Consider the following 16,008-nt stretch of genomic DNA (forward strand, 5'->3'; position numbering starts at 1 on the left):
CAGCAGGCACGGCGGCTTCTCGCCCGACAGACGGGACCGCGACGCCGGGAGCAGACAGACGGCTGGCCTGGGGACGGGATGTGCGGGCCGACGCTGCTCCGCAGCCGCCGGATCCGTTGCGCCACTGGTCGAAACATGGGAAGTGCGCTTAGCATTACGTGCAGGAGCGGCCAGGCGCCGCACCGGCAGCTCTCGCTGCCGGACCGGAAGGAGCGCAGAAAAATGGGAGCCGTTGAACTCATGCTGATCAGGCACGGGGAGAGCGCTGGCAACGTTGCCGCGACGGCTGCACAGGCCGCCGGAGCCGAGGTCATTGATATCGGCCTCCGTGACGCGGACGTTCCACTCAGTGAGACCGGGCTCCAGCAGGCTCAGGCACTGGGCCGGTGGCTGTCCGGAGCCACGGATCCCGGAGCCACCGGTCCCGGAGCCACACGGTCCTCGCGGGCAGACCCAGGGACGGCGGGGACGTCCAGTCCGGACAGTGGCAGCCCGTCGGCAGGAACGGCCGGATTCCGGCGACCGGACTCCGTCTGGTGTTCGCCGTATCTGCGGGCACGGCAGACTGCAGAGGGCGCCGGCCTGGCGTCCGGACCCGGACTGCGAATCGACGAGCGTCTGCGGGACCGCGAGCTGGGAATTCTGGATCTGCTCACTGCCGCGGGCGTCAGTGCCCGGTATCCGGAAGAAGCACTGCGCCGGGAATGGCTCGGCAAGTTCTATTACCGGCCCCCTGGCGGCGAGTCGTGGGCCGATGTCGCGCTCCGTCTGCGCTCACTGCTCGGCGACCTGGATCGCTTGGAAGGCGGCGGGTGCGCCGCGCTGGTCTGCCATGACGCCATCGTCCTGCTGATGCGGTACGTCTGCGAGGGCTTCACGGAGGAAGCGTTGCTGGCTCTGGCGGCGGGCACCGCCGTTCTCAACGGCTCTGTCACACGGTTGGTTCGCCCGACCGGCAGCGGGGCGTGGGAGATCGCGTCGTTTAACGAAGTGGCGCATTTGGAAGCCGCAGGAGCACCTGTCACCGTCCACGCCGGGGACACCAACGTCCAGCCGCGCTGAGCACCTCACACCGTCGCTGCTGCGCGGCTGGCAGCTGTCCCAAGAAGCTGCCGGGAAGGATGACCGCGGCACGGTGCTGGTCATCGGCGGGGCCCATCGGACACCTGGCGCCGCCGTGCTGACCGGCCTCGCGGCACTTCGTACAGGAGCAGGACGGCTCACCTTGGCGGTTGCCGCATCGGCTGCGGTCGCAGCCGCCATCGCGGTGCCGGAGTGCGGCGTGGTGGGGCTGCCGGAGCACTTCGGGGACGACGACGACGCCGAGAGCGAAGGCGGCGGCGCCGCGGGCAAAAGCGGCACCAGCGCCAGCGCCAGCAGCAGCAGCGTGGCCGCGGTTTTGGAAGAGGATCTCGCCCAGGCCGACGTCGTTGTCATCGGCCCCGGTCTTGACGATGCTGACCGAACAACAGCCCTGTTGCGCGGCATCGCGCCCCTGCTGAAGGACGAAACGTCACTCGTCCTCGATGCCTACGCATTGGGTGTGCTGATCGACTTGGAGCCCCTGTACCGCCGGTGGGTGGGCCGGCTCGTGCTGACGCCAAACCGGGTGGAAGCGGCCCGGCTATTGGGAGTGGGTGCGGTGGAGATGGCTTCAGCTGTATCGAGGATCGCTGCAAAGTACGGGTCCGTCGTTACCGGGCAGGGTCTGATCGCCGATCCGGACGGCCGCCTCTGGGACGTCGGCGCGGGGAATCCGGGCCTCGGTACGTCCGGGAGCGGGGATGTCCTGGCCGGTGCCGTCGCCGGGTTCCTGGCGCGCAAGGCGACGCCCGCCCAGGCCGCGTGCTGGGCGACCTATCTACATGCCACCGCCGGGGACCGCCTTGCCGCCACCATCGGCCCGATCAGCTTCCTGGCCCGGGAGCTGTTGGACGCGATGCCCCGCGTGCTCGCCGAGCTCTCGACGTAGTGGAGGGCGCGGAATGATTCTCAGCCGACGAACGGTTCCAGCCGAGGAGCAGGTCCCAACGAAAGGCAGTTCCACCCGGAGACCAGTTGTAACCGAAGACTAGTTACAACCGCCACAAAGTGGCGTATCTTACAAAAACGGGGTCATCACAGCGAGGTCATCACACAGGGGTCATCACACCGTACAGCGGGCCAACCGGCCCCAGAGTTAGGGAGCACATCATGCCTGACAAGTCGCCTCACCACCATGCAACGAAGAAGCCGGTCAAGAGCATCAAGGAAAAACGTGCGGAGAAACGGACCAAGACGGGGACCGACGCCGCGCCGGACGCAGTTGCGCATATTAAGAAGCACTAGGCAGACGTCGTACCCTACATGAGAAGCACTTCCCCAGCGGGCTCGCGACGGTCGCCGCACTGCTTGCCCATGTCCAGATGAGACCTTCCGCAGATGAAAGCAGGAACCATGTTCGGCGACACCCAGGCATTCAGCGGTTTCTCCGTGGACAACGTATCGGCCGCTAAGAAGTTCTACGGCGACACGCTCGGCCTGAAGGTGTCAGAGGAAAATGGCATGTTGAGGCTGCACCTTGCGGGGGGAACAACGGTGTTGGTCTACCCTTCCAGGGCCCACACCCCGGGCTCCTTCACGATCCTCAACTTCCCGGTTGCCGACATCGAAGGCGCCGTCGGTCAACTGAACCAGCGGGGTGTGCACTTCGAGCACTATGAGGGTATGCCCAACGAGACGGATGAACGGGGAATCTTCCGCAAGGGCGGCCCACTCATCGCGTGGTTCAAGGACCCGGCGGGCAACGTGCTAAGCGTGCTCCAGGATGCCGACGCTTCTGCTGACGCCTGAGCGCGCGTACTCCAAATCCCCTGATTCTGCGCTCGCCAAGCCGCCTCTGCCGGTGTATTCCAAGGCCCCTGAGGCCGCGGTTAGCGAGACGCCGGGAATGGGCACCGATGCACGGATCGCCTATTCTTGAATCAATGATTACCAGACGAGACGCCGCCCTTGCCCTTGATATACCGCTCGAAATGGCCTACCGCCACGGCATACCGTCCCGGATGACCGAGGCGGAGTTCGCCGACCTCCGGGACGATCCCCCGGCCTGGCTCGTCCAGTCGCGGGCCAACCGGACGGGGAAGAGGCCCGTTTGGGTCCAGCTGCGGTGCTATATCTGTGACTATACGGAAGCTGCCCGCCCGAAGAAATGGTGGCCGGAGTTCAGCTATGTCATCTGCGCGGATCACCAAACCGGCGAGCTTTCGAAGCCCGAGGCGGGCTTTCGCCGGAGCGAATTCGACGGTGTCGGCAGTCGCTTCATCGGCATCGTGGACGAACCGATCGAACCGTCGTGAGGCCTGCCGCGGGCCCGGCTGGCCTAGGCACGGCCCGATGGGAAGACCGGGAATGAAACCCTTCCGATCCTCAGCGCAGGAGCCGCGCGTCCAACCGGCGTTCAGTGGCCACGGCGTCCGGGCCTTCACCGGCTTTGGAGGTAACAATGTAGGCTGATTTGCCCGGTAATTCTGTCACGACATCCGCCAGTTCGGTGCCCCGGTAAACCAGCCCGACGCCGTCGTCCGTGCAGTGCGTGACGCCCAGGGTTCCGGCCGCCACCAGCTTGTGCACCAACGGTCGGCGCGCAACTTCGGAGTCATAGTGCACGCCGTTGCCGTAGGGCAGCAGGCCCAGCCCGTTCGTGACCGCGCGGAGTTCGGGGCCGAAGGAATCCGTAGTTCCGCCTTGGAACCAGCAGATGGATCCGGCGGATACGCCCGCGAGAACTATCCCCGCTTCCCAGGCCCGGCGGAAGATCGGGCCGAGCCCATGGACGCGCCAGAGCGCCAGGAGATTGGCGACGGATCCTCCGTTTACCCAGACCACGTCCTGGGACAGCAGGTGCGCCTCCATGTCCGCCATGTTGGGCATGGGAAAGAGGTTCAGATGGCTCAGGTCGAATCCTGCGACCCGGGCCGCTTCGCTGACGTCATTATTAAACCAGCGCTGGTCTCCGCTGGCGGTCCCGACATGCGTAACCCGCGGCGCCCGGCCAGTCACACCGGAAAGGTCGACGGCGTGATGGACCAGGCTGTTGAATTCCAGCGGCGTCCGGATTCCCGTTTTATACCCACCGGAGGTGGCGAGAATAGTGGGGTAATCTGCAGCCATTCCATGCCTCTTTCAGTACGCGTGTGACCACCCTACACGCCCGGTTTGCGGCTCCGTCGGGAACCGGGATTGACGCCAGCGGCATGCCGGAAGTACGAAATGCCATTATTTCCATTATCGTGAGTAGTACCGAGCATTCGGATTAAGCGATGGTGAGCCCTTATACGGCCGGAAGACCGCAGTTGTGCGGCGCCTCCGACACCCTCATCCGTTTCCTCCACAGATTTTTCAGGCAGCGCAGAATCTGCGGTGCCAGCAGGCTCTCGCCCCGCAGGGGTCAGTGCCCGCAGTCTTCCAAGAGCCGATACGGCCGGCTAATTTCGACGAAAGTGAACCACGATGAACCTGTCCCACCAGATCCCTTCAGCCCCACCCGCACTGCCAGCCGGTGCCCTGAGAGTAATGAACTTGGGTGGGCTCGGGGAAGTCGGACGCAACATGACGGTCTTCGAGTTCGCCGGCAAGCTCCTGATTGTGGACTGCGGCGTGCTTTTCCCGGAAGAGCACCAGCCGGGCATCGACGTCATCCTGCCGGACTTCAGCTCCATCCGGGACCGCCTCCAGGACGTTGTCGCCATCGTTCTCACGCACGGCCATGAGGACCACATCGGCGGTGTGCCGTACCTGCTGCGGGAACGACGCGATATCCCTGTCCTCGGTTCAAAGCTGACGCTCGCATTTATTAAGGCGAAGCTGAAGGAACACGGCATCAGCCCGCGCACCGTTCAGGTCCAGGAGGGGCAGAGCAAGAAATTCGGGCCCTTTGACCTGGAGTTCTTTGCGGTAAACCACTCGATCCCGGACGGCCTCGCGGTCGCTGTCAAGACCGGAGCGGGCACGGCGCTGCACACCGGCGACTTCAAGATGGACCAGTTCCCGCTGGACCAGCGCATCACAGACCTGGCCGGCTTTGCCCGGCTCGGAGCGGAGGGCGTGGACCTGTTCCTGACGGACTCCACCAACGCCGAGGTGCCGGGTTTCACCACCTCGGAAGAGGATCTTGCGCCAGCCATAGACACGGTCTTCCGGACGGCTCCGCGGCGGATCATCGTCTCCAGTTTCGCCAGCCATGTGCACCGGATCCAGCAGGTCATGGATGCCGCGCACCGGCACGGCCGCAAGGTTGCCTTCGTCGGCCGGTCCATGGTCCGCAACATGGGCATTGCCCGTGAACTCGGTTACTTGACGGTCCCCCGCGGCACCCTGGTCGATTTCAAGGCGCTGCAGGGCCTGCCGGACAAGAAGGTCGTCCTGATCTGCACCGGTTCCCAAGGCGAGCCGATGGCTGCGCTGTCCCGGATCGCCAACCGAGACCACATGATCGAAATCGGTGAAGGCGACACAGTGCTGCTGGCCAGTTCCCTCATCCCCGGCAACGAGAACGCCATTTACCGCGTGATCAACTCGCTCACCCGGTTGGGCGCCAACGTGGTCCATAAGGGCAACGCCAAGGTCCATGTTTCCGGCCATGCCAGCGCCGGCGAGCTGGTGTACTGCTACAACATCGTCAAGCCCAAGAACGTCATGCCGGTGCACGGCGAGTTCCGGCATCTGAAGGCCAATGCGAAGCTGGCCATGCGGACCGGGCTGGAAGCGAGCCAGGTGGCTATCGCGGACAACGGCGACGCCGTCGACCTGCACAACGGCAAGATCAGCATCACCGGGAGCGTCCCGGTCGGCTACGTCTTCGTGGATGGACAGACCGTTGGCGGCGCCACCGAGGAATCCCTGGAGGACCGGCGCAAGCTGGCCGAGGAAGGCCTCATTACCGTGCTGGCCATCGTCGATCCTGACACCTCCGCGCTCGCTGAGGATCCGGAGTTCTTCGTCCGCGGCTTCGTCCACCAGCCCGCCGACTTCGGGCCGGCAATACAGGCCATCGCGAAGGCGCTCAGCTCGGCGCCCCGTTCGCACTCGAGCGTGCAGCTTGAGGCGCTGATCGAGAACACTGTGAGCCGGTGGATGCACAAGACGTACCGTCGCAGCCCGCTCGTCACCGCGATCGTCGTCGACGCCTAGCCGGCGCGTCGTCCCCGGATCGACGCAGCGGGCGGAGCGTCTTGGCCGCCAACAACGGATCAGGAAAAAAGTGCTGGCCCCCCGTTTCACACTTGGGGGGTGCGCAAAACGGAAGACCAGCAATGTAAGCATAGCCGGAAATTTCCGTGCGTAAAATCAGAGGCAACACGTCCCCCGACGTTCGAGGTAGCATCCCATGTCCGTGCCGTCAAAGGCCTTCCAGCAGTGGCTGCACTCCGTGGCGCCCGCCACCAGCACGGCGGCCGTATCCAGACTTTCCGGCATTAAGCGCTCCACTCTGGCTCAACAGTTGGTGCGTGGGAAGGTCGCGCTCGTGACGGTTGTCAGCATCAGCCGCGCGTTCGACGTCGACGTGGTCGGAGCGCTGTCCAGTTTCGATAAGTATCGCGATCTGGTCAGTGGATTCAAGCCGCCCACCGAGGCCGAGCTGATCAGCCAGGTGTCCGACCTTGATCTGCTTCAACAGATTATCGCCCGCAACGCCGCCGGCGATATTCATGAGCAAGGTCCGGCGCGGGGGCTCGCGCCCATGCCGCACAAGTCATCCGTCCGGGGCTGGATTGAGGCCATTGACACTGCCGATCTGCGGCAAAGGATCTCCCACGATCTGCGCATGGCACCGCAGAATCTGTCGGCCCAGCTCAGCGCCAACCGGCTCCCGCCGGATGTCGCCATCCAGGCTGCCCGCATTGCCGGGGTCGGCGTTACCGGCGGCCTGGTTGTCACGGGTCTGTTGACTCCGGAAGAGGTCGGCTGGCCCCGGGATGCCCGGGAGACGGCCCTGCGCGCACTGCCTGACGCCGAGCTGGTGATTCTCGCGGCCGCCCGACTGGATGCACTCGGCAAGACGTTGCGGCGTGCGGATCAAGACCATGAACACACCAAGGCCCTATGGGAGAATCTCGGATGATTGCAGTACTGCAGTGGGCCACATTAACCCTTTGTCTGATGTGCGCGGCGTGGCGGTTGCCGGCCGCCTTCAAGGGCAGAAACGCTGGACTATTCTGGGCCTTCCTCCTGCTCTCCGTCGCCGTCGGGCTCAGCCTGCCCTCCATTTATCTCCCGGCCGATGCCCTGCTCGGGGGCCGAAACCTCGCCAACCTGGCTGTGCGCTTCGCGTTGTACGCGATCTTCTACATCCTCGCGGCGAAGTTGGCAGGGGCCTACCGGGCTGCCCACGGGCAGCGTCTCATCCGCGGGCCCGTCGGGGTTTCGGTGCTGGTGCTGATCGCGGCCGGCACCCTGGTCCTGTTTTTGCTCAGCGATCTGCCCGTATCCAGTACTGGTCTGGCCGCCTACTCCGATCAGCCGACTGTGCGGGCCTATGCCCTTGCCGGCCGCCTTTATCCGGCTTACGCCGCAGCATGCCTCCTGCGTCCCTCGGCCCACGCGGCCTTGACGGCGGGCCGGCGGATCGAACGGGCAGCCGCCGCTCTCATCTGCAGCTCGTTTGCGATGGTGCTGGCGCTGACCGCGCTGCAGGTTGCGTCGCTGCCGGTTTTCCTGCTGATCGATCTGTTCGCCTACGGCGCCATTGTCTGTATGGCCGTTGGCCTCGCCCTCGTCTGGATATCTCTGTGGAGCACTGGCAACGGTTCAGCGTGCCGGCCGTTGGCCCGAGAATAGCGCTTCCGGCACTTGGTCTGTCACCTGACGGACCGCGTGCCCACAAAATCATTAGTACGTGCAATAATGATGAATATGTGAACCCGGGGTGTTTGGGCCGGACAACATGTAGTTGGGGGGGTGAGTGGTGGCGGGCTATGTCCTTCCACCACTCAGCTGTTGATGGCGCCTTTTCGAGCGCCGCCCGGGCTCCCACTTCTGGTCAGACAATGACGTTCAGCGTTAGGTCCACAGCGTTCACCACCAGGGCCAGAATCGACGTCCCGAGCCCGGCAACCAGCAGCAGCCCCGGGTGGGCCAGCCCGATTACAACACCGCGAAGCTGCGGTCGGCTGCGGAGGAACTTTTTCGGCACCTTGGAACGCGCGGGATGCTCCCGCCATCCGCGCAGGCGGCGAAGGAACCAGGCGCAGCGGATAATGAAGGCCAGCCAGAGCACGCTGACCACAAGCGGGAACGTCGCCAGCAGCAAGTGGAAGCCGAACGCGGTGACCTCCCGTTCCGTATCTCCGACGACAGACTGGATTGTGGTCGAGATGGAGGCGCTCATCACCACCGAGACGCCCCAAATCACAAAAGCCGTCACCAGCGCCAGGAAGCGTACGAAAAAGTGGTTGAGCACAGTCTCCGAAACCGTCTTGAGGTATTTCCGTGGCGTGGCGTGCAGCACCGCGATCGTGGCCACCAGTGTCGGCAAGGCAGCCAGGCCGACGAACACATACCAGGCCCAGCCCGCCAAATCCATAAACTCGTCCAGCACAATCAGGGCTACCCAGAAGCCCACCCAGACCCAGCCGGCCTGGAGCGGATGTCTGACGATCCAACCGAACCCGGGGCGCCACCGCACCACCGGTCGTTCCGCCGCCACAGACACCGAATCCGCTCCGGTCCGATCCGACGCGCCGGCCTCCCCCGACGGGCTCCGATCACCGTTATCCCTCATGGCCCCACTGTCTCACGGCAGCACCCAACCCGGGGCACTTCTGCCGCATATCTGCACCCCGCGGCCCTAACGTGCCGGCGCCCGGTTCACGGCCTGAGCAGCACCTTGATTGCACGCCTTTCGTCCATGGCCCTATACGCCTCGGGAGCCGGCCCCAAGGCATGACGACGTCAAAGACCTTGCGCGAGCACTCCGCCGAGCAGCGCACGGACCTTCGCGGCGCCGTCGTCCCCGCGCTCCACCAGAATGTCCGTCGCTCCGAAGTCCCGGGCGAGCGCCTGCCGGTCCGCGTGCCGGGACATGGCAATGATGCGCTCGGCTCCAAGCCGCTTGGCGGCCAGCACGCCGGGCACCTTCACCAAGGTGGAATCCGCCTGCGGGACGCGGACGGCCTCGCCCTGGCCGCCGTCGACGTACAGCCCATGTTCGTCCGTACTCCCCCAGCTCGCCAATCTCTGAAGTGGATTTCCTGCCAGTTTATCCTCGCCGGGCGGTCCGTCGCCGACGCCGCGCACCGCCGGATGCCGGGGCGCCGTCGGCCTTAACCTTGGCCTGCTCAGGCTCGCCGTAAACGAACTTGAGCGGCCATGTGGGCAGCGTCGGCGGCGGACATCCCGTGCGCCATCGGTCCGGTCTCTGCGCGCAGGATCTCCCCGCGACATAGCTGAAGAACCCAACCCTGCCCAGCTGGGCAGTGATTCGGCCCCTACGCTGCCCCGACCGCTTCCTCCACGGCCTGCAGCAGCACAGGATCCCCGATGGGCCGGAAATGTCCCATCGCCTCAAGCCGGATGTTCGTCGCGCCCTGCAGCTGTCCGCCGCCGGGAATGTGCGGATCAAAGCTGCTGTAAATTGCCGTGATCCGGTCATTAACCCCGAGGTTGTCCCCCAGTCGGCGCAGCAGCGAATCGTTCGGCGAGAACGCCTGGATCGTGCGCGTCGGCGCGTACCGCGCGTAAACGGACCCCGAAAAGGGGGTATTGATGGCCACCATAGCGCTGACCCGGTCCGCCGCCGTCGTGCCCGTCATCAGGCATTTGCCGATCAGCCCACCCTTGCTGTGCGCCACGACGACGACTTCCCTCAGGTCCTGTGCCAGCAGATAGTTCTCCACCAGCGCGGCCATGGCGGGGATGGTGCCGCGGTTGTAGCCCAGGCCCGCGACCACGTGCACCGGGTGGCCCAGCGCGTGCAGCCGGTCGGCCACCGGGCGCAGGAAGCGCCAATTCTCGTAGATGCCCGGAATCAGCAGCACGGGCGCGGCGCCGGGGCGCACCTTAAGCAGCAGCTCCTCCGCCGAGCCGCGGAACAGAATACCGCGGACCTGCCAGAATCCGACGTAAACGTAGTCCAAGATCCACGCCTTGGCCTTTGTCCACGGCTTCATACGCGGGCCCGGAGCGATAGGAGATGAACGGCTGCTTCGGCGGGACGACGGTACATCAAAATGTGGCCCGCGGAGGCAATTTCAGCTGTTTCGGCTACCGGACATCGGGCGGCCAGCTCGGCGGTCCACTCCCGCGGCGCAATCGGATCCCGTCCGCCGCGCAAAATCAGCACCGGAACTGTTAGGTCCTCGATGGCCTCCTCAAGGGCGTAGCTGAGCATGACGGGCAGATTTGCAAAGTACCACGGGAGCCGGCAACGAAGCGCATAATCGGAAAATACCACCAGATTGGCGGCCAAAGGCTCCCGGAATGTGTCCTGCATCAGACGCAGACCCTGCTGCCACGCGCTGCGTTCCCGCTGGTTGACGGCTGGCCCCATCAGAACCGCCGCCCCGGCGGACGCGCGCTGCCGCGCCATCTCCACCGCCACCTGGCAGCCCATCGAATGCCCGACCAGAATTGGATTGGACACGCCCAGTTGATCCAGGCACCGCCACATGATCCGGGCGTAATCCTCAATGGACAAAGGCCGGCGGGGCTTCGGAGCGTTGCCAAAACCGGGCAGATCAAACATGTGAACCGTGGCGTGCTGTGACAGTTCCCGGGCCAAGGGGCGGAAGTACCGGGACGACATCCCAATGCCGTGGATCAGGATGTAGGTGTCCGGTCCCGATCCGAGCGTGTACGCCACCAGCCTGGTGTCATCAACGGCGAGATTCCGGGACAGCTGCGCGGCGTGGCTCAACGGGGGCGCTCCTTCAGGGCATGAATCGACTGCTGGGCATACCGGCTCCGGTCTACCCGTTACAGCCTAGCGGCAGCAGGGACGGATCCGTGGCCCGCCAAGACACAATACACGAGATAGCGCGGCCACTGCGGCTGCGCAGGACCGATCAAGGTCAAGAGCGTGAATCTGTGACGCCACTGTCGCCACAAATGACAGCAGACCAGAGGCAAAATGCCTCCGGTCTGCTGTTTTGTCGTGGAGATGGGGGGAATTGAACCCCCGTCCGATGTTGTGTTGTCAGGTCTTCTCCGGGCGCAGTTTGCGTCGGTTTTTCTCAGCCCCAGCTATCCTGCAAACGAGTAGCTGCCAGGCTCAGTTACATAAGAGTCCCCTACGCCCCTGTAACAAAGGCGTAGAGCAGTGGCCCTCTAAATGACGCCAGGATCCGGGACGAGAGCAGACCCGGTCTGACGGACTGTCCTACTGCTTAGGCAGCAAGAGCGAAGTCAGTGCGCGATGTTTTGGCACTTATTGGTTTACAGAGAGCGTTTACGAGATAACCCTGTATCCTCGGCCCGCTTCACCTGTCGCGACGAACACCGTCGAAACCAGTCATCCCCATGTTGTGTTATCAAACCCCGAGGGTGCTTGCGGCACCAGCGGATTACTCAGTATAACGCACATGGCGCGGCCATGTATTCCCGGTCCGGCCGGCTCTGGCCCCGGGCTCGTTCCCCGGCCCGGGCCCCGGGCCGCAATTGATTCTGCCGCTCGATCCGGCCATACCAGCCGTGCCCGGCGCGCCCGGCAGGTCAGCGCGGGAGAAGGCCGCTCTCCGCTTTGACCTCCAGGACCTTAAGCGCGGCGGCGTCCACCATTGCAGCGAAGGCCGGATCCGCGGCCTGCCGGTCCAGCATGCCGTGGTAGAGCTGCGGCAGGATCGTCTGGTTCGTGCACAGTGCCATGGTGCCGCCGGCTGCGATGAAACCGGCGCCCCGGTCTCTGGGCGCCACCGGGGAGAGCTGCACGGCGTCGCAGATGTCGTCGGAGACGATGATGCCGCTGAAGCCGAGGTCGCCACGGACCATGCCGTCCATGATGACGGAGGAGAACGGGGCCATCCGCGCCGGGTCGATGGCCGGGTAGTCGGCGTTGGAGATCATCATCCAGCGCACGCCGGACCGCACGGCGTCCCGGAATGGCGCGATGAACGGATCGTTCCGGACGGTGGTGCCGTCCACGACGCCGCTGCTGGTGTCCGTATTCGCTGTCACCCGGCCCAGGCCCGGGAAATGTTTGGCGACGGCCGCCACACCGCCGTCGGCCATGCCGTTGGCGAAGGCGGTTCCGTGGGCTGAAACCGCTTCGGGGGTGAAACCGTATTGGCGTCCGAAGTGCCCAATCGGTGCATTGGCGGGGGCAAAGCCGGCGCTGGGGACGGTGTCGAGCACGGGGGCAAAATTAACGTTGATACCGGCGCCGGCCAGCTGGCTGCCCCAGAGCCGGGCATCCGCGCGCAGCTGTACGGGATCAAGGGCGCCCTGGTCAATCGCGGCCGGCATCGCGGAGAAGCCCGGGCCGTTCATGATCTGCACCATGCCGCCCTCCTGGTCGGTGGCGATGAACTGGCTGACCCCAGCGGTGCTTTGGGCCGAAACCTGGGCCTTCAGCGACGCCACCACGCCGGCGACGGCGGCGGTTCCGTCGTAGCCGCGGCCCTTAAGGAAGACGTTGCCCACATGGTAACTGGTCAGAGCGGTCAGAGCGGCCGCGTCCGCGCCGGTCACGGGCGAGCTCACCATGAGCACCTGCCCGACCTTCTGCTCCGGCGTCATGGTTGCCAGTCGCTGTTGTGCGGCGGCGAGCTGGGCTGAAACGGGGGCCGACGACGGCGGCTGGCCGGGCGCCGTCGTGCCCGCTACCGGAGCGGTGCCTGCGGCCGGGACAGAAACGGGCGGCACCGCTGTCGGGCTCCCGGAAACCGTGGCCGACGGCGAAGCGGACGGTGCGCCTGAGCCGCCGGCCCCCGGCCGCCCCGGTCCAGAGGCACCCAGCGACATGACGCTGATGGACAACACGACGGCCAAGAGGACCACCACACCGGTCGCCAGGGCGGCCCACCTGCGGCGACTAGTGCGTTTCACGGCGGTGCAGTCTTATTCTGTGTGGTTTCAAATCCGTGCAGTCTCATTCCGTGCAGTCTCATTCCGTGAAGTTTCATTGCGTGAGGTTTTAAGTCCGTGCGCCCCTCATGCCTCCCGCCCAGCCTACGGCCGACCACTGCGGAGCTAGCCGCGCTGGCGCAGGTGCGCCTCGTTAAGCGCGTCCATTTCGTCGTCGCTCATCTCATCGATTTCCTTGCGTTCCCCTTTGTCCGTCCGGGAGAAGCGGACAAAGAGCAGGATGATGATCGGCAGGTCCGCGGCCTCGCAGATGAACCAGAGCCAGTCCCCGGCCAGCTGCTGGTCCCGCAGTGGGTTGGGGAACCACGCCGGCCGGGCGCCGGTCACATTGGCGGCCCCATCCAGCACGGCACTGTTCAACCGGAGCAGAATGCCGGGGATGGCGTCCGCCAGCAGCTCGATGAAGGCAAACACAAACTGCAGCATCAGCAGCGACGTGCTGGTCCGGGTGCCGGCCTCGGTGATCGGGAGCACCAGCAGCAGCCCCAACAGCGGTATGCCCACGCTCAGCGTCCCCTCCGCCAGCGGGCTGAGTCTGGCAACTCCGGCCAGCGGCGTGAGCATCGCGGAGAACAGCAGCAGACCCACCAGTGGGGCAATGACTGCGTTACCGAAGAACTTCATCGGCCACCGGCCCAGCACACTCAGCCGTTGGCGGAGGCTGGGATTGGCGATGGCCGCCTGGGTCAGTCCGAGCGGCAGACCCAGCGAGAGCAGGATCGGAACGACGAAAAGCAGCAGTGCCAGCCGGACCGAGAAGGCCCAGCGCAAGTCGGACGAGTAGGTGCCCAGGAATCCGAAGGAAATCCAGGCGAAGCTGCCCAGACCCAACAGATAAAAGCTGAGCACCCGCCATAACGGCCATCGGATGCCGGCGGCCCGGGCACGTACCAGGCCGGTGCCATACAGCAGTCCGGCCGCCAGTACGAGCGCCAGCGCCCAGGGATCCAGCGCCCAGGTTCCGAAAAACTGCTCCAGTGCCGGCATCTAGCTGCGGTTCTTCTCCCGCATGGCGCGCAGGGCTTCGCGGTTGTCCTGCTTTTCGCGCAGCGTCTGGCGCTTGTCGTAGTCCTTCTTACCCTTGGCGATCGCGATTTCCACCTTAGCCCGGCCGTCCAGGAAGTACAGCTGCAGCGGGACGATGGTGAAACCGGATTCACGTGTCTTGTGCGTGATTTTCTCCAGCTCCTCGCGGTGCAGCAGCAGCTTCCGGCGGCGGCGGGCCGAGTGGTTGGTCCAGCTGCCGTTGAGGTATTCCGGGATGTACACGGATTCCAACCAGAGCTCGTCGTTGTAGAGGGTGGCAAAGCCGTCCACCAGGGAGGCACGGCCCTCGCGCAGGGACTTGACCTCGGTGCCCATCAGCACCAGTCCGGCCTCGTAGGTATCCATCACGTGGTAGTCGTGCTGGGCCTTGCGGTTGGTGGCCACCACCTTGCGGCCACTTTCTTTAGGCACGGCATTACTCCTCGGATGTCCTGATTGATTGTACGGTCGGCGCTGGACGAGCAAGTTCCAGAGGTGAACCAGTCTACGCCAGCGGACCGCGGCGTTCCTCTAGCGGCCCAGAATGGTCATCGGGTCCACCGGCGAGCCATTGAGCCAGGTTTCGAAGTGCGCGTGGCAGCCGGTGGAGTTGCCGGTGCTGCCGGAGTACGCGACCAGCTGGCCGGCCTCCACGTGCTGCCCCACCGAGACCAGCACGGAGCTGTTGTGGTAGTAGACCGTCATCAGCGCGTTGCCTTGCACCACGCCGTGGCTGATCCACAGCACGTTGCCGCCACCGGTGACCACATTTGTCTGTCCCGCCAGGACAACGTTACCGGCGGCAGGCGCGTAGATCGGGGTTCCGCACGGTGCACCGAAGTCGATGCCGCTGTGCAGATAGGAGCCGGTGCCGTTAAAGTCCATGGTGCCGGCTGGAACGGCACGCCAGCCGTACCCGGAGGTAATGGGAATGTTGGCGGCAAAGGGATGTGCCAGTCCGAAGGCCGAGGGATTCCCCGGCGGCGGGGCCACGTACCCGGTGTTGCCCTGCGCCCTGGCGGCCGCGGCAGCTGCCGCCGCGGCGGCTTCGCGTTCCTTGCGCTGACGCTCGGCGATCTGGCTCGCCACGTCATCCTGCTGCGCTTTAACGGCGGCCATCTGGGCCTGGATCTGAGGCTTCTTGGCGGTCAGCTCGGCATCCAGCGCGGCGGCATCGGTGATCAGTTTATCCACGGCCGCCTTTTTGGCCGCGGCGTCGGCCATGGCGGTCTTTTCGGCTGCCAGCGCCGCATCGGCCTTGCCCTTGAGATCCTTGATTTCCGCTTCCACGGCCACCAGCCGTGCCTGCGAATTCACGTTCGTGGCGTTCTGCTGCGAGAGCTTGTCCAACACCGAATTCTGGCTCCGCATTGCCTGGTCCGCCAGGTCCATGCCATCCGCCAGGTTTCCGTTGGCGCTGGAGCCGAAGAAAAGGCTCAGGTTCGGGGGAACTCCCCCGGATTTGTAGGACTGGGCCGCGATCTGCCCGATCAGCTTCTTAGTGTCAATCAATTTCTGCTTATCCGACTGGATCTGCGAACTGATCTTATCCTTGTTCTGCTGCGCAAGATCCACGCGGGCCGCCAGCGCATCCACCTCTGAAGTGGCAATGCTGACCCGGGCCTGGGCATCCGAAAGCGCGGCCTGCGCACCGGGCAGCTGGCCGCGGTACAACGTGAGGTTGGCAGCGGCAGTGGCGATGCCGGCGTCGAGGAACTCCAAGGATGATTCCACCTCGTTCGCCTGATTCTGCAGCGCCTGGGCCTGGTCATCGAGGTTATCTGCCTGGGCTGGTACGGCTCCGAGCAGTCCGGCAGCCAGCACTGCCGCCACCGCGGCCCCGACGGCACGGCGGCGCAGCATGCCGTGGCCGGAGCGCTCCTGCCGGGACAACTGGCGCATGGAAATTTTCTCCTCGATGAT

At 65.0% G+C, this 16,008-nt stretch carries 16 protein-coding genes, 1 other RNA gene and 1 pseudogene; 8 read left to right on the forward strand and 10 right to left on the reverse strand.

Translation table 11 applies throughout. The annotated features are described in order from the left end of the window. Nucleotides 1-222: 222 nt before the first annotated feature. The 5 genes from ACLLJI_RS14170 to ACLLJI_RS14190 all read left to right on the forward strand — a co-directional run bounded on the left by ACLLJI_RS14170 (nucleotide 223) and on the right by ACLLJI_RS14190 (nucleotide 3,338). A complete protein-coding gene (locus ACLLJI_RS14170) occupies nucleotides 223-1,062 on the forward strand; it encodes a histidine phosphatase family protein (RefSeq protein WP_434613388.1) in 840 nt (279 codons plus the stop codon). Between the two features lie 34 nt (nucleotides 1,063-1,096). After that, nucleotides 1,097-1,972, forward strand: a complete 876-nt coding sequence (locus ACLLJI_RS14175; RefSeq protein WP_434621540.1) for an NAD(P)H-hydrate dehydratase — start codon at nucleotides 1,097-1,099, stop codon at nucleotides 1,970-1,972. Nucleotides 1,973-2,193: 221 nt separating this feature from the next. Next, the gene (locus ACLLJI_RS14180; protein WP_283561969.1) at nucleotides 2,194-2,328 is read left to right on the forward strand and encodes a hypothetical protein; all 135 of its coding nucleotides are present in this window, start codon (nucleotides 2,194-2,196) and stop codon (nucleotides 2,326-2,328) included. Nucleotides 2,329-2,421: 93 nt separating this feature from the next. Further along, entirely contained in the window at nucleotides 2,422-2,832 is a 411-nt protein-coding gene (locus tag ACLLJI_RS14185; RefSeq protein ID WP_434613392.1) for a VOC family protein, read from the forward strand. Nucleotides 2,833-2,966: 134 nt separating this feature from the next. Beyond that, complete coding sequence (locus tag ACLLJI_RS14190; protein ID WP_434613395.1) at nucleotides 2,967-3,338, forward strand: hypothetical protein; 372 nt, start codon at nucleotides 2,967-2,969, stop codon at nucleotides 3,336-3,338. A 70-nt stretch (nucleotides 3,339-3,408) separates the two neighbouring features. Here ACLLJI_RS14190 and ACLLJI_RS14195 read toward each other — a convergent pair whose 3' ends face one another. Then, nucleotides 3,409-4,152, reverse strand: coding sequence for a peptidase E (locus ACLLJI_RS14195; RefSeq protein WP_283561967.1), 744 nt, complete (start codon nucleotides 4,150-4,152; stop codon nucleotides 3,409-3,411). A gap of 339 nt (nucleotides 4,153-4,491) precedes the next feature. Between ACLLJI_RS14195 and ACLLJI_RS14200 the strand changes: the two genes are divergently transcribed. The 3 genes from ACLLJI_RS14200 (at nucleotide 4,492) to ACLLJI_RS14210 (ending at nucleotide 7,818) form a co-directional block, all read left to right on the forward strand. Next, nucleotides 4,492-6,171 carry a ribonuclease J gene (locus ACLLJI_RS14200; protein WP_434613399.1) on the forward strand — a complete coding sequence of 560 codons (1,680 nt, stop codon included), beginning with the start codon at nucleotides 4,492-4,494 and terminating at the stop codon, nucleotides 6,169-6,171. Nucleotides 6,172-6,367: 196 nt separating this feature from the next. Next, on the forward strand, nucleotides 6,368-7,102 hold the full coding sequence (locus ACLLJI_RS14205) for a hypothetical protein (protein WP_434613402.1): 735 nt from the start codon (nucleotides 6,368-6,370) through the stop codon (nucleotides 7,100-7,102). Then, the gene (locus ACLLJI_RS14210; protein WP_434613405.1) at nucleotides 7,099-7,818 is read left to right on the forward strand and encodes a hypothetical protein; all 720 of its coding nucleotides are present in this window, start codon (nucleotides 7,099-7,101) and stop codon (nucleotides 7,816-7,818) included. Before ACLLJI_RS14205 ends, ACLLJI_RS14210 begins: the two co-directional genes overlap by 4 nt. Before the next feature lie 202 nt (nucleotides 7,819-8,020). Here the strand turns inward: ACLLJI_RS14210 and ACLLJI_RS14215 are convergent, their stop codons facing one another. The 9 genes and pseudogenes from ACLLJI_RS14215 to ACLLJI_RS14255 all read right to left on the reverse strand — a co-directional run bounded on the left by ACLLJI_RS14215 (nucleotide 8,021) and on the right by ACLLJI_RS14255 (nucleotide 15,987). Continuing rightward, complete coding sequence (locus ACLLJI_RS14215) at nucleotides 8,021-8,761, reverse strand: hypothetical protein (RefSeq protein ID WP_434613408.1); 741 nt, start codon at nucleotides 8,759-8,761, stop codon at nucleotides 8,021-8,023. Between the two features lie 173 nt (nucleotides 8,762-8,934). Further along, nucleotides 8,935-9,213: pseudogene (locus ACLLJI_RS14220) on the reverse strand (IMP dehydrogenase); the annotation flags it as partial. 254 nt (nucleotides 9,214-9,467) lie between these two features. Next, a complete protein-coding gene (locus ACLLJI_RS14225) occupies nucleotides 9,468-10,115 on the reverse strand; it encodes an esterase/lipase family protein (protein ID WP_434613411.1) in 648 nt (215 codons plus the stop codon). A 29-nt stretch (nucleotides 10,116-10,144) separates the two neighbouring features. Then, nucleotides 10,145-10,894: an alpha/beta fold hydrolase gene (locus tag ACLLJI_RS14230; protein ID WP_434613413.1), complete on the reverse strand. Its 750-nt coding sequence runs from the start codon at nucleotides 10,892-10,894 to the stop codon at nucleotides 10,145-10,147. A gap of 235 nt (nucleotides 10,895-11,129) precedes the next feature. Beyond that, nucleotides 11,130-11,496, reverse strand: a transfer-messenger RNA (tmRNA) gene (gene ssrA, locus ACLLJI_RS14235). Nucleotides 11,497-11,688: 192 nt separating this feature from the next. Then, on the reverse strand, nucleotides 11,689-13,020 hold the full coding sequence (locus ACLLJI_RS14240; protein WP_434613416.1) for a glycoside hydrolase family 3 N-terminal domain-containing protein: 1,332 nt from the start codon (nucleotides 13,018-13,020) through the stop codon (nucleotides 11,689-11,691). Nucleotides 13,021-13,164: 144 nt separating this feature from the next. Continuing rightward, nucleotides 13,165-14,046: a cytochrome c oxidase assembly protein gene (locus tag ACLLJI_RS14245; protein WP_434613419.1), complete on the reverse strand. Its 882-nt coding sequence runs from the start codon at nucleotides 14,044-14,046 to the stop codon at nucleotides 13,165-13,167. After that, complete coding sequence (gene smpB, locus ACLLJI_RS14250; RefSeq protein WP_283560249.1) at nucleotides 14,047-14,517, reverse strand: SsrA-binding protein SmpB; 471 nt, start codon at nucleotides 14,515-14,517, stop codon at nucleotides 14,047-14,049. Nucleotides 14,518-14,616: 99 nt separating this feature from the next. Beyond that, nucleotides 14,617-15,987: a peptidoglycan DD-metalloendopeptidase family protein gene (locus ACLLJI_RS14255; protein ID WP_434621543.1), complete on the reverse strand. Its 1,371-nt coding sequence runs from the start codon at nucleotides 15,985-15,987 to the stop codon at nucleotides 14,617-14,619. Nucleotides 15,988-16,008: the final 21 nt, after the last annotated feature.

The sequence above is a fragment of the Arthrobacter sp. A5 genome, from assembly GCF_051131705.1.
Lineage (GTDB): Bacteria > Actinomycetota > Actinomycetes > Actinomycetales > Micrococcaceae > Arthrobacter_M.